Genomic DNA, 19,934 nt, shown 5'->3' on the forward strand with positions numbered 1-19,934 from the left:
ACCTGCATTTCAGTTACATATAATGGTTATGTCCGAATGCTTTATGGATATATACAAAAGTGAAAATCAAGAACATTTTTAAAAAAGCAGAATAATTTCTGGCTTGAAATGGGATAGATAACTCTGTTTTTGATCGTTATCGTAACAGGAAAAATTAATAAGAACACTTATTATATCCTTAATAAGCCAAATGTTCTGAGTGAAGTACTACATATTCAACCTTGTCTTTTTAATGGAAATGGAGCATCCATCGTTTTTTATTTGGCCATATTTTAATCCCTCAATGATCTCGACTGATTAACCCTTATATGCAATATAAGATATGGCCAAAGTAATTATTATTACTCAGCGGTAACAGAAGAGAATGAATTAGGGAAAGCATTTGATTTCATATATAAGAGACCACAAGGCAAAGAGTTAAAACTCTTTACCATCAGGTGTTTTCCTTAACCAATTCGCAATAAGTTTCATTAAATTTACTGCAATAGATACCAAAACAATGATCAAAGCGATCTCAAGTAAGATGATAAGTCCAATATTTAAGTCAAGCCTATCAAAGTAATCACCGCTAAAGGAAATGAGTTGATAAATACCTAGCATTAGAGCTATAAAGATTGCTCCTAAAACAATTAGAGATTTTTTAGAGAAATCCTTAGCATGTTCAAAATTATAAATTATTAGAAATACAAATAGACAAGCCATAGCAATCTCATGAGTCAACGAACCGCTTGCTGAAAATCCTTGCACAATTAAGGAAGCAATTAATCCAATTATTCCGATTATTTTTTTCAAGGTATCACCTGCTTTGTATGATCCTAGGTGCCAGCTTACCAATTAAAGGGGAATTTCTCAAGACCATGTACTTTCATGTACTTTAAAGTTAACTTAAAATCGAGATTTTAAACAGATAGGAGGAAATGAATGAATCAAGATATTCAGTTTTTAAAAGAACTTCAGCAAGAGTTGAAATATCAAGACAGCGACGGTCAAGCTTCACCGCGTTTCTGGACGGTGGGTGACTATGAGTGGGTGGAAGCTCGGGAAGAAAATGCAGAACGGTATTCTGTATACCTGCCAGCGGGTATGATACAACGTTTGCTGACAATTCGCTTTCGAAAGCTTGGTTTCTCGGCCAGTGTTTCGGCACGAGCATTAATCATCTTGTATCCGATCTTTTCATCTTTAGCCCAAGGAGGGATAAGGCCCCATCTAAGCTTGCCCAGACGGTTATTGGATCCATCGTTAATGATTGTCAGGATGTTTTGTGAAGGAGCGACATTATAGTTTGGGTGATATTCACCTTCAGGTAAGAATTGATCTATGTTGAATTGCTTGATGATGTCATTGTACAAGCTTGATACACGAAAAACAAAAAGGAGGGATGTGATGCAGCAAACAGTTGAGGTTAAAGAAGTTGAAGTGTTGGTCAGGGGAATATGGAGAAAGAATAATCAATGATATTAATACTTAAACAGTCTTCTGATAGTCTTTACAATAATAAGAAAGCCCCCATACCGGGGGCTTGAAGCTGCCTAATAACCATTAAATCCCTTGATTTCAAAGTTTTCTGTATCGAGATTTAGGCTATTCAATTGCTTTAACAACACCTCAAATTTTAAGCAGTCACCGTTTCTTAATTCTTCTGGAATATCTTCAGGATTTGCAATTTTCATTCCATTCTCAATCCACTGTTTTCGGTATAACTGAATTGCAGCGTCAATTAAATAATCTGGAGTTACAATAAAACCTAAGCTTACGTCATGATCTTCACTGTAGCCGTATTCAAAATCGCAACAAGGGCAGATTTCAAATGTTTTTTGATACTCACCATCATTGTTTAATGGGTTTTCACTTAATCCTTTATATCCGCAAATTAAACATGTATATAATTTAGTCATAGCAATCCCTCTTTAATATATTTATAGTTCCTATTGATTTTTATAATAATTATAACTAAAAATGTTGGGAGGTGTGCAAGCGGGCAAAAAATGACCTTTTCTCATGAAGCTTTTATTATATTAAAACTATATTAAAGAAACTATGAAGTGGCTAGCATCCGCAATGGTCGGAAGAGGGAAAGGAACAAAGGACATTAAGTTTTGAATAAAACAGCAGTTTTAATTAGTTAAGCTCTCACTGTGTATAATAAAGGAAACGGTAAGGTGGGGATCGTTATGAAAATCTTAAACTTTAAATTTGATAATTCTTTCTTTGAATTACATGCAGCGTTTACTACTAATTTGGATCTTCAAACTGATTATGATATCCAGATGGATATGCTCAAGATGAGTAAAGCGATACTTAAAACAGCTGGCTTTACAAATTTCTTAATCCAGGATACATACTTTATAGTTGAAGATAACAACTCAGTTTATTGTTCATATTACTTTCAGTGAAGCAAATTAAATAATGCAACTATAGCATTTTGAAAAGCATTCAGGTGTAGAAAAAGGAAAATGGAAATCAAGTTATTCTTAGTGATATAGCAAGGTACAAAACCTAAATAAAACATGGACTTTATTCTTAACGAAGAGAGATGTGAGCAATGGTAAATATCTTAACTAATATCTTGAAAAGTGACAGATTGGATGAATATCCATTACTTCAAAAGTTCTGCTCCCTCAAAGAAAAAGGGTTACGTAAGGAATCCTTTAAAGCATTATCTTCCTTTATTGATGAAGCAAAGACGTGGGATAATAATGCCCAACAGAAGTTTGCTTGTTGGCTATTTGCTTTATTTGAAACATCAGATGATATTCACCATGTACTCGTTCATCCTTTGGAAGAGGAACTTTTAAAGCCTTTACTTGAGGGATGGATGAAGAATAATCCGGAAGATCCAAGGCCATATAGGTGGTATGGCGTGTTTTTAAATACCGAAAAACGTGTCGATTACTTACACAATGCGCTTAGACTTGGTGGCAGCAATGAACAATTATCCTTATTAACGCTAATCGATATTAATTTGAACGCCCTTTGGTATTCATTTCATCATATATCCGAAGATTTGTATCTTGGCGATATTAAAGAAGATACAGCACTTATTATTAAGTCGCTGCAGCTAAACAACAAGGTAGAATGTCAACAAACAAGAAATAACTATAACGAAGCACTTAACTATTATCAAGATCTGTTGAATGATTGGGTGTTGTTTACAGAAAAACAATCAAAGGGATTTATTGAATGGTGTGAATATAAGGGTAGAAATTATCATTGGGTCAAATCCTATTATTACGAAAAACATTGAGCGCAGCTAGTGAAGCTCGTTATGAGTCGAAAAGAATCCCGGTTGTGGGGACGTAAAAATTAAAGGCAAATATGGGATTGACCATGACGAGCCCGATGATATACTTTGAAAAGGGGTGAAATGACATTAAAAATTTAGTTTTATTGTCCAGTTTTTTAGGGATTATGCTATCAATTATAGGGCAATTATTTGGAGTCCTAACAGATTTCTTTATTCCAGGTATTGCACGGCTTATGGGGGTTTTAGCTGGCCTCCTAGTATTACTTTGCTTAAAATCAAGAAACACAGAAATGCAGACATTTATAGTGAGCTCAAGTGCTGCATTAGGAATAATAGGTGCAGGAGTTTTATATCTTCCAGCAGCTATTGTCAATATCTTAATTGGGTTCAAACTAAATAAAAAGTTAAAAGAAGAAAACAATAAAAAGCAGATCTGAATAGACTGCTTTTTGTTTAGTGTATCTATGGAAAATTGTAGTATAATAGTAATAAAATAATCATTTTATTGTGAGGTTTAGAGGGTGCTTAAAGAAAGAGGACAAATAGGTCAAGAATTTGGCGCGGAAGAAATTGCCGACTATTTAAAATCAAAGAGTTATAAACCAAAAATTTAAGTTAGTCACTATCGAGATCACTTTGGTGGCTCTATAACCTTTTGGTACAGACTTAGGAAATACTATATGCTCTTATACAATTTGATACCCCCGAGATGGAGATCCGTTAAGCACTAAAAGTGGCTTTACCCAATTAGGGATGGATTCTAAAGGACCAAGCAGAAAAATAATGATTCATTTGATTGCCCACTTTAACGGCTGGTACAGAACTAACAAAGAGCCAAATCCTCGAGAAGAGCATTGGATTAATTTATATATTGACTATGAGGATCGAAGCTAAAGGCTGTTGGGAGGATTAATAATGACTGAAGATTTTTATTGCGATGAAGTATTAAGTGGAAAAACAAAAGTAAATAAAGTCTTTGAAACCGAGAATGTCTTAGCGTATCATCATACAAGACCTTTTTGGCCAGTCCATATAGTTGCAATTCCAAAAAAGCATATTTCTTCAAGGGGATAACGAGCTACTACTTGAGTTGCTTGGTGTGATAAAAAAGGTTGCAGCTATGGTAACAAAAGAAAACGGTTCTTGTAGAGTACTTACAAACTTGGGAGAATATCAGGATTCGAAACATCTACATTGGCATATAGCTTCGGGAGAGCCATTAAGATAAAAGAATCCTTTTATTAAATGAGGAGCTAGGAGAGGGAATAATTGAACAGTGATTACGTTGAAGCTGCATTTGGATCATTAGATTTCATGGGGTTTGATAGTGAATTAGTTATGAAGGGGTACAAAGAGAGAATAGACCAAAATATTGAGGGGATACAATATATACCTAAGACATGGCTTCCGTTAATTTATGATTTAATATTTGATGAGGAGAAACAGTTTTGGAATAAAGATATTAAAGATTTTATTTACAACTTAATTGATGAAGTAAAATGCAAGAACGTTAACACTGATTTGTTTTTTGAGAACTTCAGAGACAGTCTAGACAACTTTTTTTTAGCCCTTTCATCATATGATCGTGTACTGAGTACATTGAATTTATTTAATAAAACTATAATTCCGAGAGACACTGAAATTCAAGTCAAGTATTTGCCTTTATATAATTCGTTAGTTGAAGGAGTAGTTAGCAATCTATATAAATTTTTGAGGAATTTGCTTAACACCATAGATGATAAAGACTTGTTAAGTCAAAATAATCTAGGCCCTTTAGTCAATTTGCTTAATTCAAAAGGGTGTACAATTTTAACAAAGGAAATTGATGTAGATATTAGAAATGCTATTAACCATGGGGGAACTTATCTAAAAGAGAAAGATAAAATTATCTTTAACTTCACTAACAGAGGAAAACCTAAAAGTAAGGAAGTAAGTGTTTCTCAATTTAAGAGACAGATATATAAAATAATTGATCTGGTTAACGGATTGCTAGCCGGTATTGTAAAATTTAATGTAAAGAATTATAAGAGCATTGCTCAGTCAATTTGTTCGAATACAACCGATATTGTTTATCAATCCTGGATAAAACTCGAGATGTCAACTTATAATTTAAGATGTAATCTTTTGAATGTGGATGAAATAAACAACCAAGTCAACCTCTATTTTTCTACATATGAAGTTCCTTCTAATAATGAATTGATTCAGTTTGGTATATTTACCTTTGTTAAATTAGTTTTTTTGTTTCCTGAGTCCGATAGGCTTTTCCTTACATTTAATAACGACAAACAAATTAATTCTTTCTTATTAACTGATACAGCTGATATTATTGCATATATTCAAAACGGTATAGATGCCCAATACTTAGTTGATAAAATAAGTAGGAATAGTCTTTTTGGTGCGAATTTTCAAGATGATGATACAGTTAGCGGAAATTATACTTTGCATTGTCATTATCACGATATTAAGGAAGAAGAGTATATCGTTAAAAATATCAGAGACACAAGTACAAACAATTTAAAACGTTTTAAAATTGAGATCTACATGAAGAATTCAAAGCGTAGAAGTCATGTGAAGAAGGAAATTGTACGAATCATAGACAAGGTTAGACATTTAGAAAACTTTCCAGAGATAACGCATGATAAAAAGTATGGTAAGATGCCAGCAGATGTTATATTTATGGATATTTTTAAAGAGTATGGAAGGAAAAGTGATCGCAAAAGATACATAATGTCAAGTAATGATAACTTCATTGCACAAGCTCAATATTTTAGCTGCAAAGAATATAAGGTTAACAAAGAGAGATTAAGCAAAGATTTAGTCGTAAGAACAGAAGGTAACATTGAATTTGCTTGGAATCCAAATTTTTAGATTTAGATAAAATAATTGTTTTATGCAAATGCTCACATAAGGGCTCTTTTTAATTGTTGTTTGTAGTAACCATCTTCAAAATTTTCCGGATAGGATCTAATATCTCAGGGGTAAGTTTATATCCATCCCAGTGAATATCGGGTTTTTCTAAAAACTCTTTTAGATTTTTTCTTTCCACTTTAGGATCAAGATCATCCGTTAACCCAAGTATGTAATCAACTGTAACATCATATAGCCTAGCTAAAATAATCAACTTGTCCAATGGTGTTTTTTTCTTTCAGTTTTATACCGCGCCGTAACTTGATTTTGCAATTCCAATTTTCTCAGCTAACTGTTCCATTGTTAATTTGTGTGCCTTTCGTAATTGACGTAATCTTTGGCCATACATTTTGAATAAACGCCTCCCAAAACCATCTAGTTCAATTATATGAGCTTTCATTTCTCAATAAAATAAAAAATCTCAAAAGAATTTCAAAATTTTCACGATTTCTGGCGGAAAATGCATTATAATGTGAAAGCATTACTTTAAAAATGGTAGCAATGAACTAGGAGGAAGTCATGGTAAGCAAGAAGAACAAAATTGTAGCGGCATTATTAGCATTTTTCTTCGGGGGTCTGGGAATACATAAGTTTTATTTGGGAAGAGTAGGACAAGGTATTCTATATATTTTGTTTTGCTGGACTGGTATCCCCTCTATTATCGCATTTATTGAATTCATTATTTTTCTTTGTGGTAGCGAAGAAGGGTTTGATCAAAAGTACAATTTTTATTACTTTCAGCAGCAATCTAAAGCTTAATTTTAAAGAGGGATATACAGTCCCTCTTTAAATAAAATAAGTATTTTAAAGAAATTTATTTTGAATTGGAGGCTCGGTTACATTCCACAGTTACCACGATTGTCAATTCTTATTTTTCTTTTTCAGAGTCCTTTCAAATAACAATCTTGCAACTTCTTTGTAAAACTGATCTAAGCTATCATCCTCAAATTTTTGGTCAATAATTCTAATTGAGCAGTTCTTTCTTAGTATAACCTTAATTGTTTTCTTCTTCAGTTCTTCATATTCTTCATAGATTTGCTTCCCTTCATTAGACAAGCGGCAGCACAATAATTTCACAATCTCTACTGTATATCTCCTTTATAGAAATGGTTCAATGGGAATTCATTGCAGATATTACTCCATCTGAATTAGAAACAAGAATTGTGATCCTACGAAAAAAGGATCAGGATATGGTGGAAGAAGACCACTTATAATGTGTTTCTAGGTATTTGTAATTAAATTACAAATACTTTTAATATTTGCTCATGAATTCGTGGTATTATACTGAAGGGGACGATCAAAAGCTTTGGCATTAGTAATTAAGAATGTTTTAAATGTATACGAGTGCTACCTCAAAGTCGGAAAAAATATTATAGGAGGTAACATATGTTTAAGTTTAAAAAGAATTTCTTAGTTGGATTATCGGCAGCTTTAATGAGTATTAGCTTGTTTTCGGCAACCGCCTCTGCAGCTAGCACAGACTACTGGCAAAATTGGACTGATGGGGGCGGTATAGTAAACGCTGTTAATGGGTCTGGCGGGAATTACAGTGTTAATTGGTCTAATACCGGAAATTTTGTTGTTGGTAAAGGTTGGACTACAGGTTCGCCATTTAGGACGATAAACTATAATGCCGGAGTTTGGGCACCAAATGGCAATGGATATTTAACTTTATATGGTTGGACGAGATCACCTCTCATAGAATATTATGTAGTGGATTCATGGGGTACTTATAGACCTACTGGAACGTATAAAGGTACTGTAAAAAGTGATGGGGGTACATATGACATATATACAACTACACGTTATAACGCACCTTCCATTGATGGCGATCGCACTACTTTTACGCAGTACTGGAGTGTTCGTCAGACGAAGAGACCAACTGGAAGCAACGCTACAATCACTTTCAGCAATCATGTGAACGCATGGAAGAGCCATGGAATGAATCTGGGCAGTAATTGGGCTTACCAAGTCATGGCGACAGAAGGATATCAAAGTAGTGGAAGTTCTAACGTAACAGTGTGGTAGCAGATCATCTTTAATCAGGGGTAGCTAACGGGCTGATGATCGTTCCTTGAGAAGTTTTATAATCAATGATTATTAAAATCGTTAGTAATGGTTAAAGGTTGTTTTCTACTAGGTGAACGGCCTTGGAATTACTGGAGGTAGGGTATTCTCCATCTGGTTTTATAACTTTTCCTATAGGTTAATAGAATGGTATTTAAATGAGAATGCTATCAATTTTTTGTAGTCAGCGCTTGCTCACAACAGACACCTTTACATAACCCTTCTTTATCAAACATAAGCCTTATTCAAAATAAAAATATCTAGTAGTTAACCAGATCCTCATAACTTTATACTAGTTAAAGGTGGGACTGTTAAGAACAAAAAGTCTAATTTATAAATGGGGACTCTACGGAACAAGACAGGTTAGTTCGAAAAGAACCCAACTTTAGGATTTCCTTAGAGGATTGTATCAGCTCGAACCAAGTTTTTTAATGCGACTAGCTATGGAAATTAAGAAAAGAACCTGGTGAAATTGCCCAGGTTCTTTTTATATTGCACAAAAACAGACACGGTGATATAATCACACTACGTGCGCTTTCTAGTTAAAAAGTTATAGATATCCATCTTATAATTTTATTATATCCTGCTAGGAAGCTCTTGTCAATATTTTTTTTTGAAGGGGAGATGTAGAATGAGTTCTTTGGTTCTCGGTTTACATGAAATTGAAAAAACACAGTTTTCGCTCGTTGGAGGAAAAGGGTTACATTTAGGGGAATTATCAAAAATTCAAGGTATACAAGTACCAGAAGGATTTTGTGTCACAACAGTAGGATATCAAAAAGCCATCGAACAAAACGAAACGTTACAAGAGTTGTTGGACCAGTTGGCGATGCTAAAAGTTGAGGACCGAGATCAGATTGGTAACATCAGCAGAAAGATTCGGCAAATCATTATGGAAGTAGACATCCCTTCTGATGTTGTGAAAGCTGTGGCTCAATATATCTCCCAGTTTGGCGAGGAACATGCCTATGCCGTGCGTTCTAGTGCGACTGCTGAAGATTTACCACATGCTTCTTTTGCCGGTCAACAAGACACCTATTTAAATATTATCGGCGTCGATGCAATCTTGCAGCATATCAGTAAATGCTGGGCGTCCCTATTTACGGATCGCGCGGTTATTTACCGTATGCAAAATGGATTTGACCACAGCCAAGTCTATTTATCCGTTATCGTTCAAAGGATGGTTTTCCCTCAGGCTTCGGGGATTTTATTTACCGCTGATCCGATTACCTCAAGCCGAAAGGTGTTATCCATCGATGCCGGTTTTGGACTTGGTGAAGCACTGGTTTCCGGCTTGGTATCTGCCGATTGTTATAAAGTACAGGATGGGCAAATCATCGATAAGAGAATAGCAACTAAAAAATTGGCTATCTACGGACGAAAAGAAGGCGGAACAGAAACACATCAGATCGATTCTGATCAGCAAAAGGCTCAAACACTGACTGATGAACAAATTTTACAGCTGGCACGCATTGGAAGACAGATCGAAGCTCATTTCGGCCAGCCGCAAGATATCGAATGGTGTTTGGCCCGCGATACTTTTTATATTGTACAGAGTCGTCCAATCACTACTTTATTCCCCATCCCTGAAGCGAGTGACCAAGAAAATCACGTCTATATTTCTGTTGGTCATCAACAAATGATGACGGATCCCATAAAACCACTAGGATTGTCTTTTTTTCTGTTGACGACTGCTGCACCTATGCGTAAAGCCGGTGGAAGGCTATTTGTTGATGTCACACATCATCTGGCATCCCCTGACAGCAGAGAAGTTTTCTTAAAAGGCATGGGGCAGCACGATCAGCTTTTAAAAGACGCACTTATGACCATAATAAAGCGACGAGATTTCATAATGTCGATACCAAATGATAAAACAGCACCAAATCCCATCAGAGGCAATGCAGATATGCCGGCTCAAGTTGAAAACGATCCGACAATCGTGTCTGATTTGATTGAGAGCAGTCAAACATCGATAGAAGAGTTAAAACAAAACATCCAAACGAAATCAGGATCAGATTTATTTCGTTTTATTCTGGAAGATATCCAGGAATTAAAGAAGATTTTATTTAACCCAGAAAGTTCGGTTGTGATTCGAACTGCTATGAATGCTTCATTATGGATTAACGAAAAAATGAACGAGTGGTTAGGTGAAAAAAACGCAGCAGATACACTCTCTCAATCTGTACCCCATAATATTACTTCAGAAATGGGTCTTGCGTTATTAGACGTCGCAGATGTGATTCGTCCTTATCCAGAGGTAATTGATTACTTACAACATGTAAAAGATGATAACTTTTTGGATGAACTGGCTAAGTTTGATGGCGGAAGCAAAACCCGAGACGCGATCTATGATTATCTCAGCAAATACGGAATGCGATGTACCGGAGAAATTGATATTACAAGAACTCGATGGAGCGAAAAACCAACTACACTTATCCCAATGATTCTTAATAATATCAATAACAGTGGGCCTAATGCCAGCCATCGGAAATTTGAGCAAGGGCGACAGGAAGCTTTGAAGAAAGAGCAAGAGTTATTAGATCGATTGAAGCAATTACCGGATGGTGAACAAAAAGCCAAAGAAACTAAACGAATGATAGATATCATCCGGAATTTCAGCGGCTTAGGGAATATCCAAAATACGGCATGGTTAATCGATACTTCGTTTATAAGCAGGCTTTACTGAAAGAAGCCGAACAACTCATAGAAGCGGGCGTTATTCATGAAAAAGAAGATATATACTATCTCACTTTTGAAGAACTTCACGAAGTCGTACGCACACATAAACTGGATTATCAAATCATCAGCGCACGAAAAGACGAGTACACATTATATGAAAAACTATCTCCACCACGTGTTATCACGTCTGATGGTGAAATCGTTACAGGTGAGTATAAACGAGAAAATCTCCCAGCCGGAGCGATTGTAGGTCTACCTGTTTCCTCCGGAGTGATAGAGGGGCGAGCGCGTGTCATTTTAAACATGGAAGATGCTGATTTAGAAGATGGAGATATATTAGTTACCTCCTTTACCGATCCAAGCTGGACACCATTGTTTGTATCCATAAAAGGCCTAGTCACCGAAGTTGGGGGACTGATGACCCATGGAGCTGTGATAGCCCGTGAATATGGCTTACCTGCAGTTGTTGGCGTTGAAAATGCTGCCAAGCTGATAAAAGATGGGCAACGAATTCGCGTTCATGGTACAGAAGGCTACATTGAAATCTTATAATGTCTGATGTGTAGAGAGCCATCAGATATTCCGCCATCAGCCCTAACTAGAAGTTGGGAGGCTGCATTTGTACCGAATGATTAAGTTCCCGTTGAACTAACGAAGATCGATAGCACATTAAGAAAAGCTGGAACCTCTTGGAGGAGGTCTGGCTTTTCTATATAAAATTGGCGTAGTGTGCAAAAGCCGTATTTTGCGGGCGGCGCTTCTTTAAAGTGAATTTTTTATTACCAGCATTTAAACTTGTATTTGTGCTTAAAACAAGAGAAAAAGGAGCTAAAAAGCTCCTTTATAAATTTAAACAACTTTTGTATAAATAGCCGTGTAAAACCCGATTGAGTAATCAAAATAATGACGTGTAAGCTTATAAGTATAACCGTTGTATTCTATTGTTGGCTGGAAGTCCATTGGCAGAGGACTAATGCGGTATATAGTGTCATAATCATATTCACCACTTTTTACTGCAACCGCAGACGAAGTGCCAGCAGCCAATGCGGGAACCGTGGATATGAGCATGCCAAAGGATAAAGCAGAACTCAATAAGATTTTCCTAATCTTCAATTACATCAACTCCATTTACAATTTATACACATATTATGTTGTAATTGGAAGTTATTTTGAAAGTGAATAATGGATCATAAAAAGTAAAAATCTCGATTTTAGCGGAATAAGAGTAAGGGTATGGTTCGAAGGAAACCACATACAAACATTTGAGAAAGAACAAAAAGAAGTAGATCCGTTTGGTGAATGTCCCTGTTGTTTATTTTAAAGATCAAAAAGAGTTTAAAATGGCCGGTATTACATTAATGACACGCCAAAATGTTGCTATTTACGAAGACAAAGATCGGAAGAAAAAAATGGTTCAGATAGTTTTATCATTATAGATAGAGGTGGCCCAAAAGCAGCCTAGAAATAAGCTTAAACAAAAAATCCTCCCACAAAGGGAGGATTACTATTACATATTAACTAAAGTGTAAATCAATGAAACAATGAATAAAAAATACGAAATATAAGATATTGCTTTTGAAGAACTTGTTTTATGTTTTTGGAATGTATAGATAAGTGCAAAACCAAAGAAGAAAACTGTTACAAACCAAGAAGTGTATTGTGGAAAAATGGCGACCGCCAATACCATGATTGTTGAAAAAATAAATGAAGAGTAATGAGTTACTTTATGATCATCATTCAATGAAATCACCTCTACGAATTTTTACCCGATTTAGTCTGTGTATTACCAGCTTGTAAAAGATTCAATATGAGAAAATGAAGAAGTTTCTGGATAGATTTACACTACAGTTTATTGATATGTAGTTATGGAGTGAGATTGTTAAACATGACGGGAGGGAGAAAGGTTGCCGAAAATCGGAGTAAGCTTGATAGTGCTCATTATTTTCCTTGCAGGCTGCAATAAAAATGAACAAAACGGAGACGAAACAAAGATGCAGAGCCTAGTAGGCTATGTCGTGCTTAAAGACAATAATAGGGCAATTCTCATTACCACTACAGAAACTCCAGTAAAAGAAGATTACGATCTTTCTGAAGGACAACTTATGAACAAGTTTAAAAATAACATAGTAATTGTAGGATTAAGTGAGATTGATAACACAGATGATCTCAAAAGAGGTGAAAAAATAAAAGTGTGGTTCCATACACTAAAAGAGTCAAATCCACCAAGTGCAACGATACAAAAATATGAATTATTATAAAAAAAATTGTTGAATTCTCATATAGATAACCTCTGAGACAACAAATGTTGTTCTATTGCATTGAAACTGCCAGTGACCAATATCAAGTTCAGTTATGTTAATTCAAGTGGTTTGATATGTTAGTGTCTTCGAACGAGACGAAATATTGGGAAGAGAGTCCGAATATCAATGAGTATTACAAATTGGTCACAGAATAAGAGACTTAAGAGAGTTGTCTGCATTGTATGTTTACTTGAAGGAGAAGAAAACGGATTTTAGGGTGCTTAGTCTTAATTCTTGTCAGGTCAAACTTTACTTGTTCCATAAAATGAAAACTTGCCGTTAATTATAATAACGTTTAATTTTGTGGCGTTTAAATATATGATTCTAGAGGTCTTATGAAAGAACCGTTCATCAAAAAATGAACGGTAGGAGTTAAAAAAGTAATGTCTTTTCCTTTGTGGCAAAAGGCTAAACATATTATTTGAGATCGTTAAGGACGATTTTTGCAGCCTCAGCGATAAGAGCATTATCATAATTAGCATCTTTCGTAAAGCGGTTTGACAGAATTGCCAAAACAATAGGAGCTCTGTTAGGCGGCCAAACGATAGCAATGTCGTTTCGTGTCCCGTAACTTCCGGCTCCGGATTTATCGCCGACTTCCCATCCTATTGGAGCACCTGCCCGAATCAGTTCGTCACCAGTAGCATTGCCTCGCATCCAATCGGTTAAGATCGTGCGTTTGTCAGTCGTGAGAGTGTTATCTAAAGTGAAAGCTTTAAGATCGGTTGCCAGTGCTTTTGCGGTGCTAGTGTCACGAATATCACCAGGAATCGCAGAGTTTAGATCCGTCTCGAATCGTTTAGCTTTCGTTACATGATCCCCAATCTGTTTCAGTGACTTTTCAAAACCTTTAGGGCCGCCAAGCTGTTGCAGCAAGATGTTCCCAGCGGTATTATCGCTGTAACGGATTGCCGCTTCTGAGATTTCTTTTAGACTCATGCCTGTATCTAGGTGTTTCTCTGTGATTGGAGAATATGTAACAAGATCGTCCTTGCTGTAGTGGATGACTTCATTAAGTTTTTCAATTGAGTTTTTCTTCAGGACAGCAGCTGCGGCTAGAACTTTATAGGTTGATGCGTAAGCAAATCGTTCATTCGGCCGATAGGCGATTGTCTTGTTTGAACCTGTATCAATTGCATAAACACCAAGCCTGGCATCAAATTTTTTCTCAAGTTGAACAAATTTTTTATTCGTTATACAGCTTGCCATGTTTGTGTCTTCTATGGATTTTGCTTCGGCATGTGTTGAGTTGAAAAAAGGTGTGAAACCAGTAATGCTTAAACATAAAAGCCCAACACATATTCCGAATTTTATTGACGCTTTATTTTTCAACTTCATCAAGCCTCCTCATTCAAATGATTTTGTATTACCTTTGAAATGTTTCCCATGACAGTTAGTGTAACAAACCCCTTTGCGCTAGTAAACATAGAATCAATTGATCTTATATTTTTAATAAGTAGGGAGAACAAGGGCATAAGAATAGAATCAACAAAAAAGCTGACAATGGCTGTCAGCGAAGTCATCTATTAGAAAGCTTTATCAATTGTGATTGGAGTGTTATTGGATGCAAACGAGAAAAGTTTATCTCTACGTATTTCACACAATGTCAGACTGGGAATATGGATATTTAATTGCTGAACTAAACTCAGGGAGATATTTTAGACAAGATGCAGCATCTTTAAAAGTAGTTACAGTAGGGGCTAATAAAGAAATGATAACTACGTTGGGAGGATTAAGAATAAAACCAGATATTTCTCTTGACGAATGTATTCTTGGGAGTCAAGATCTTATCATTTTACCCGGAGGAAACACTTGGGGAGAAGATATTCATCAGCCGATCTTGAAAAAAGTTGGCGACGCTTTAAAGCTCGGCACGACTATTGCTGCAATTTGTGGGGCAACCTTGGGCCTCGCGAATGAAGGATACTTAAATTCGAGAAAGCACACAAGCAATGACCTAGAGTATATGAAAATGGTATGCCCTAATTACAAAGGAGAAACACTATATGAAAAGGGGCCTGCAGTATCTGATAAAAATTTGGTTACTGCATCAGGAATTGCTCCTCTGGAATTTGCGGTAGAAGTATTGAAAAAATTAGATGTATTTACACCAGATACATTGCGTTCATGGTATAAGCTAAATAAGACTCAAAAGCCTGAATACTTCTTTGAGCTAATGAATACAATAAATCGATAGAAAACACTTTAGCAGTTTTTTGTAGTGCTCCTGAACTTATGGGAGCATTTTTTATATGTGTCTAGGAGCTATATAAAGAAATGCAGAAACTTTTAAAAAGAATATAGATTGGTAAGCCTTATTTCGAATAGAGTTTGATTTGGGTTAAAACTGTTCTTATTAAGGCTCATTTCATGGTGCTAAAGATTCATTTGGAGAAGACTGTCTTGATCAGAAAAGACCCTTCCAATATATTGAAGTAAAAGATATCGGGAGGAACTCTTTTGAAAAAGATGTTGATGTTAGCTTTTACAATTCTTTTGGCTTTCACTATCCATGTAGGGGAAGCTTCGGCTGTTATCGTGAAAGATGAGGAGAAAGTGAGTTTTACAATGACAGAAAATGAAAAATGGTTTATGAAGTCTGATGACCTAAATTCAAACCATTGGACATCTCACTTTGGGTACAGATTCACCATTTTCGATACTGAAGGATGTACAATTAACGCAAGAATCATGCGAATGACTTTGTCAGGATATGAAATAACCGTTAGTGAAAAAAACTTCTCAGGGGATCATTTTGATTTGAGTGCAACTGATCGAGTTGAGACGATGCCTTATAAGACCCATTATTTGATTTTGACAAAAGATCCAGATTGCGGAGATGTTAAAGTAAAAGGTCTATACGGTTTTCAGTTTGATCAGCCAGAATGGTAATAAAAAAGAATCTGGATTCTCACCAGCCTAAACACCAGCCAAGCTAATGTCTACATGCAGACATTAGCTTTTTTCATTGTTTAATAGGCTGTCGCCAGGATTCTAGAAGACTTTCTCGTAATAGTCGTCTCCTGTCACATGAAGCCCAAATGACAGGGGAAATGTATATCATTCACACTTTCCGTCGTGAAAATGTAAATGTATTCATAAAAATCCCGCAACATATCAGCAGTGCGCCGAGGATAATATTGATGGTGATCTGTTCGTGCAATTGCAGCCATCCAAAGAATAGGGCCAATACGGGAACAAACATTAATGCCATGGATGCTTTTGACGCTTGGATTTGATTGAGCACCCAAAACCATACGACAAAGGTAAAGCCGGTGGAAAGCAAGCCATTAAACAGCAATGACCACACCGCCTGATATGTCCACTCGGCTGAAGGGACCGGCTCAAATATAAAGGAAAACACCAATAACATGACGGCTCCCATCATAAGGTGCCAGGCATTCATGTGAATAATATCGATATGCTTGAATTGTAGCTTGCTGAACACATTCGCGATTCCCCAGCTAAGCGCTGCTGCAAGGACACACAGCTCCCCAAATAAAGCGCTTTGATCGATATTGAGCATTTCCTTTCCAAATATAAATAACAGTCCGAAGAGGCCGCAGACCAGTCCCATCGTTTTATACACATTCATTTTCTCGTTTAATGTAAAATGGCTGATCACCGTAACAAATATAGGCATTGTATATACCAAAACAGAGGTTTTCCCTGAATCGACAAACTGCATTCCATACGTCAAGATCCCCATATAGCCCAGCCCCATCAAGAGGCTCATGATGATATAGCTTTTGAGATGTTCTTTTTGAATTGTAAGCTTTTTTCTTTGGATGAAGAGAATGAGAAATAAAGGAACCGCTCCGATGAACAGGCGCAAACCCGAAAATAAAAGCGGGGGGATGTCATGAATTCCTACTTTCATCGCAACCCAAGTATAACCCCAAATAAGTGTGACAGATATGATTCCCAGCATAACTTTTACCATAATGAAGCCGCCTTTCTTGTTTAAATATCGTGCTGGTTTCTATGATATGTTACATTTATGTATAACTGAAATACATTTTTATTATTGGGGGTATAACCAAATGGTTATGAATATGAACCATCTTCACATATTTGTAAAAGTCGGGGAGAAATTGAATATTACAGAAGCGGCAAAAGAATTGTTCATCTCTCAGCCGGCGGTAAGCAAAGCGATAAAAAACCTGGAGAGCTCACTGCAGCTCAAATTATTGATCAGGGATAAACATCATGGTTTAATGCTGACTGACATCGGAAAAGAAATATTGCTGCTTGCGAGGCAAATGAAGGGAATTGAAAGCAAAATATATCAAGTAGCCAACCGGGAAAACAAGCTGTTAAACGGGAAGGTGAAAATCGGTTCATTTCCTGCAGTTTCAACAAATATCATGCCACAGGCGATTGCTGCATTCAGATCAAACTACCCGCTGATCCGCATAGAATTGATCGAAGGAACCTCTGACCAAATAAAAGGATGGGTTGAGGATCGGACGGTTGATATCGGGATCGCAGCATCTCCATTTGAACCGTTTGAAAATCAGCTATTGTGTAACGACTATATGGTGGCCGTCATCCCGCCGCAGCGTGACGAATTAAAACTTGAAAAGCATGTCGACCTTGAAACATATCAAGATGACCTCATTTTTTGTAAAGGCGGTCATGAAATCGCGATGTCAAACGCATTTTCGCAATACAACATCGAATTAAAGGAAAACTTAACTGTGCAAAATGCCGAAACCTTGATTAATATGGTCAAAAATAACTTGGGTATCGGCATCATTTCAAACTTTACACTTTCATCCGTCCCGCATCAATTGATTAAAAAGGACATCTTTCCTAGGGTCACACGCGATATTGGCGTCATCGTACATTCATTTGAAGAGATAACGCCGGCGGCGCATGAGTTTATCAAGGTGTTGAAAGCAGTTGTAATCTGAATCAGTTATCGTGTTGCGATGAAATTGAAGAAGATGAATACTCACCGGCAGAGTTACATAAAAGAAAAAAGCAACCATTTGAACGTTGCTTTTCACTCTATTTGGGACCTTGTATGCTAAGAAAAAGATTCATCCATCTCTGCCTTTGTGGGACTCTGCTCCTTAACTTGTTTTAATGATGCTACTATAAGAAAGCTAACAATCACTAGCAAGAGCCATGAACTTACCTTTCCAAGGTGTACAAGACTCCATGTATCGATTTGGTTTGGATATTTCCAAGCTCCAAAAAACGTAGCGATATTTTCCGCTATCCATATAAAAAATCCGATGAGTACAAAAGAAAGTGCGAGCGGCATACGGTAACGAGCTCCATTCACCTCGTATGTAACCCATGTTTGCCAAAAGACAATGATGACAAGCCCAGATAACCACCATCGAATGTCTATAGAAAAATGGTGGGTGAAAAAATTCAAATAAATCGCTGCGGCAAGCGGAACAACTGCAAAAAAAGGCGGCCACTTAATCAGTTCAACCTTAAGCCTTCTCCATGCCTGGCACAAATAACTGGCTACACTTGCGTACATAAAACCGCTATACAAAGGTACTCCAAATATTTTGGAGTATCCTTCTTCTGGATAAGACCAGGAGCCCATATGGACTTTAAAAAGTTCCAGAGCAAGCCCAATAAGGTGGAATAATGTGATCACTTTTAATTCATCAAGTGTTTCAAGACCGGAACGCACCATCCACAATTGCATGAGAACGCAGATAATGAGCAGCCAGTCATATCGCGGCAAGAAGGGCAGTGGGATGATTTGCGTAATAGCCAAAGAGGCAAAAATAACGGCAGGAAACAAACATGAAAGGGCTTGTTCCCAGCCAAAATGAACGATTTGTTTTATTGCTCTCATGATGTATGCCTCCTCCATAGTTGTGTTCTTCGTTTATGGAAGGGACGCTTAGTATAGCAGCTAGATGGATATAAGTTTATGTCCATAAGCTCACCGCCAATCACTTTATTTTTCTGTTGATCCTTCATATTTTTTCTTTGCGAATCCTGTGTCTTCATCACTTCGGTATTCCAATATATCACCGGGCTGACATTCTAAAGCCTTGCAAATCGCTTCTAAAGTTGATAATCGAATAGCCTTTGCTTTTCCGTTTTTCAATATCGAAAGATTAGCCATGGTGATGCCAACTCTCTCTGAAAGCTCTGTTACGCTCATTTTCCTCTTAGCAAGCATCACATCGATGTTGATAATAATCGCCATGTCATCACCTCAGACCGTTAAGTCATTTTCTGATTTTATATCTATCGCTTCTTTTAACAGTTTTTGAAGAACAGCAGCAAAGACCGCAATCACCATTGAAGCAAAAATAATAACCAATCCGATCACAATGATACCCGGGGCGTCGTCTATCTCGGCGATCAGATAAAAGACAGGCATGCCTGCTGCGTAAAAGATACTGATAGTGACTGCGCAATATTTTATATTCTTCAAAGCTCTTACAGACAAACCCGAGAAAGCTTTGTTTTTGTCAATATAGCTTAAAAGTTTGAACGCTTGATAAAGAGCAAAGTAAAAAGGTATCGCCGTTACATACAAATAGATGAAAACGAGATATTTTATATAAGCGATATTTGGAAATAATTCTGCTGAATAGTTGGAAATCTTAGGCACTAAAAAAATGCATAAAGCAAGAATTGGAATTCCAATAAGAACCAAAGCTATCTTTAAAAAAATTGTCGACATTCGATTCATAACAAGCACCTCATTTATTTGTTGTCTAATTGAATGTAACAAAAAATTTATCGTT

18 protein-coding genes and 5 pseudogenes are annotated in these 19,934 nt (G+C 36.5%); 12 read left to right on the forward strand and 11 right to left on the reverse strand.

Annotated features, from left to right (window positions below; translation table 11 throughout):
* Positions 1-417: 417 nt before the first annotated feature.
* From BGM23_RS11790 to BGM23_RS11800, 3 genes and pseudogenes are all read right to left on the reverse strand, one after another.
* Entirely contained in the window at positions 418-792 is a 375-nt protein-coding gene (locus BGM23_RS11790; RefSeq protein ID WP_046663332.1) for a YoqO family protein, read from the reverse strand.
* A gap of 263 nt (positions 793-1,055) precedes the next feature.
* Positions 1,056-1,352 (reverse strand): annotated as a pseudogene (locus BGM23_RS21440) (SOS response-associated peptidase); the annotation flags it as partial.
* 180 nt (positions 1,353-1,532) lie between these two features.
* On the reverse strand, positions 1,533-1,898 hold the full coding sequence (locus BGM23_RS11800; RefSeq protein WP_029318057.1) for a hypothetical protein: 366 nt from the start codon (positions 1,896-1,898) through the stop codon (positions 1,533-1,535).
* A 647-nt stretch (positions 1,899-2,545) separates the two neighbouring features.
* Between BGM23_RS11800 and BGM23_RS11810 the strand changes: the two genes are divergently transcribed.
* The 4 genes and pseudogenes from BGM23_RS11810 (at position 2,546) to BGM23_RS11825 (ending at position 6,115) form a co-directional block, all read left to right on the forward strand.
* Positions 2,546-3,247 (forward strand): hypothetical protein, encoded by a 702-nt coding sequence (locus BGM23_RS11810; protein WP_046663327.1) that lies wholly within the window; start codon positions 2,546-2,548, stop codon positions 3,245-3,247.
* Positions 3,248-3,411: 164 nt separating this feature from the next.
* Positions 3,412-3,684 (forward strand): hypothetical protein, encoded by a 273-nt coding sequence (locus BGM23_RS11815; RefSeq protein ID WP_046663912.1) that lies wholly within the window; start codon positions 3,412-3,414, stop codon positions 3,682-3,684.
* A gap of 478 nt (positions 3,685-4,162) precedes the next feature.
* Positions 4,163-4,475, forward strand: a pseudogene (locus BGM23_RS11820) (HIT domain-containing protein).
* A 41-nt stretch (positions 4,476-4,516) separates the two neighbouring features.
* Positions 4,517-6,115, forward strand: coding sequence for a hypothetical protein (locus BGM23_RS11825; protein ID WP_046663324.1), 1,599 nt, complete (start codon positions 4,517-4,519; stop codon positions 6,113-6,115).
* A 49-nt stretch (positions 6,116-6,164) separates the two neighbouring features.
* On the opposite strand, the pseudogene BGM23_RS11830 reads toward BGM23_RS11825, so the two are convergent.
* Positions 6,165-6,503 (reverse strand): annotated as a pseudogene (locus BGM23_RS11830) (helix-turn-helix domain-containing protein).
* Positions 6,504-6,673: 170 nt separating this feature from the next.
* Between BGM23_RS11830 and BGM23_RS11835 the strand changes: the two are divergent.
* The 3 genes and pseudogenes from BGM23_RS11835 to ppsA all read left to right on the forward strand — a co-directional run bounded on the left by BGM23_RS11835 (position 6,674) and on the right by ppsA (position 11,452).
* Positions 6,674-6,913, forward strand: a complete 240-nt coding sequence (locus BGM23_RS11835; protein WP_003231362.1) for a TM2 domain-containing protein — start codon at positions 6,674-6,676, stop codon at positions 6,911-6,913.
* Positions 6,914-7,540: 627 nt separating this feature from the next.
* Positions 7,541-8,182 (forward strand): endo-1,4-beta-xylanase XynA, encoded by a 642-nt coding sequence (gene xynA, locus BGM23_RS11845; protein WP_015251938.1) that lies wholly within the window; start codon positions 7,541-7,543, stop codon positions 8,180-8,182.
* Between the two features lie 670 nt (positions 8,183-8,852).
* Positions 8,853-11,452: pseudogene (gene ppsA, locus BGM23_RS11850) on the forward strand (phosphoenolpyruvate synthase).
* 297 nt (positions 11,453-11,749) lie between these two features.
* Here ppsA and BGM23_RS11855 read toward each other — a convergent pair.
* Complete coding sequence (locus BGM23_RS11855) at positions 11,750-12,013, reverse strand: hypothetical protein (RefSeq protein ID WP_015714071.1); 264 nt, start codon at positions 12,011-12,013, stop codon at positions 11,750-11,752.
* A 394-nt stretch (positions 12,014-12,407) separates the two neighbouring features.
* On the reverse strand, positions 12,408-12,641 hold the full coding sequence (locus BGM23_RS22160) for a hypothetical protein (RefSeq protein ID WP_046663319.1): 234 nt from the start codon (positions 12,639-12,641) through the stop codon (positions 12,408-12,410).
* A 163-nt stretch (positions 12,642-12,804) separates the two neighbouring features.
* Here BGM23_RS22160 and BGM23_RS11865 point away from each other — a divergent pair, with 163 nt between their 5' ends.
* Positions 12,805-13,158: a DUF3221 domain-containing protein gene (locus BGM23_RS11865; RefSeq protein WP_046663317.1), complete on the forward strand. Its 354-nt coding sequence runs from the start codon at positions 12,805-12,807 to the stop codon at positions 13,156-13,158.
* 107 nt (positions 13,159-13,265) lie between these two features.
* Positions 13,266-13,355, forward strand: a pseudogene (locus BGM23_RS21455) (SMI1/KNR4 family protein); the annotation flags it as partial.
* 262 nt (positions 13,356-13,617) lie between these two features.
* On the opposite strand, the gene bla reads toward BGM23_RS21455, so the two are convergent.
* The gene (gene bla / locus BGM23_RS11870) at positions 13,618-14,538 is read right to left on the reverse strand and encodes a class A beta-lactamase (RefSeq protein WP_046663315.1); all 921 of its coding nucleotides are present in this window, start codon (positions 14,536-14,538) and stop codon (positions 13,618-13,620) included.
* A gap of 226 nt (positions 14,539-14,764) precedes the next feature.
* Between bla and BGM23_RS11875 the strand changes: the two genes are divergently transcribed.
* Together BGM23_RS11875 and BGM23_RS11880 are read left to right on the forward strand one after the other, a co-directional pair.
* Positions 14,765-15,397, forward strand: coding sequence for a type 1 glutamine amidotransferase family protein (locus tag BGM23_RS11875; RefSeq protein ID WP_046663314.1), 633 nt, complete (start codon positions 14,765-14,767; stop codon positions 15,395-15,397).
* 263 nt (positions 15,398-15,660) lie between these two features.
* Complete coding sequence (locus BGM23_RS11880; RefSeq protein WP_015714067.1) at positions 15,661-16,092, forward strand: hypothetical protein; 432 nt, start codon at positions 15,661-15,663, stop codon at positions 16,090-16,092.
* Positions 16,093-16,264: 172 nt separating this feature from the next.
* On the opposite strand, the gene BGM23_RS11885 is transcribed toward BGM23_RS11880, so the two are convergent.
* Entirely contained in the window at positions 16,265-17,143 is an 879-nt protein-coding gene (locus BGM23_RS11885) for a DMT family transporter (RefSeq protein ID WP_015714066.1), read from the reverse strand.
* 100 nt (positions 17,144-17,243) lie between these two features.
* Between BGM23_RS11885 and BGM23_RS11890 the strand changes: the two genes are divergently transcribed.
* A complete protein-coding gene (locus BGM23_RS11890; RefSeq protein WP_015714065.1) occupies positions 17,244-18,116 on the forward strand; it encodes a LysR family transcriptional regulator in 873 nt (290 codons plus the stop codon).
* A gap of 116 nt (positions 18,117-18,232) precedes the next feature.
* Here BGM23_RS11890 and BGM23_RS11895 read toward each other — a convergent pair whose 3' ends face one another.
* From BGM23_RS11895 to BGM23_RS11905, 3 genes are all read right to left on the reverse strand, one after another.
* Positions 18,233-19,027 carry a DUF817 domain-containing protein gene (locus tag BGM23_RS11895; RefSeq protein WP_029727216.1) on the reverse strand — a complete coding sequence of 265 codons (795 nt, stop codon included), beginning with the start codon at positions 19,025-19,027 and terminating at the stop codon, positions 18,233-18,235.
* A gap of 105 nt (positions 19,028-19,132) precedes the next feature.
* Positions 19,133-19,387, reverse strand: coding sequence for a helix-turn-helix domain-containing protein (locus BGM23_RS11900; RefSeq protein WP_033883967.1), 255 nt, complete (start codon positions 19,385-19,387; stop codon positions 19,133-19,135).
* A 9-nt stretch (positions 19,388-19,396) separates the two neighbouring features.
* Complete coding sequence (locus tag BGM23_RS11905; protein ID WP_046663309.1) at positions 19,397-19,879, reverse strand: DUF2975 domain-containing protein; 483 nt, start codon at positions 19,877-19,879, stop codon at positions 19,397-19,399.
* Between the last annotated feature and the right edge of the window lie 55 nt (positions 19,880-19,934).

Origin of the sequence: Bacillus sp. FJAT-14266, from assembly GCF_001719225.1 — a bacterium.
In the GTDB taxonomy this organism is placed as follows: domain Bacteria; phylum Bacillota; class Bacilli; order Bacillales; family Bacillaceae; genus Bacillus; species Bacillus subtilis.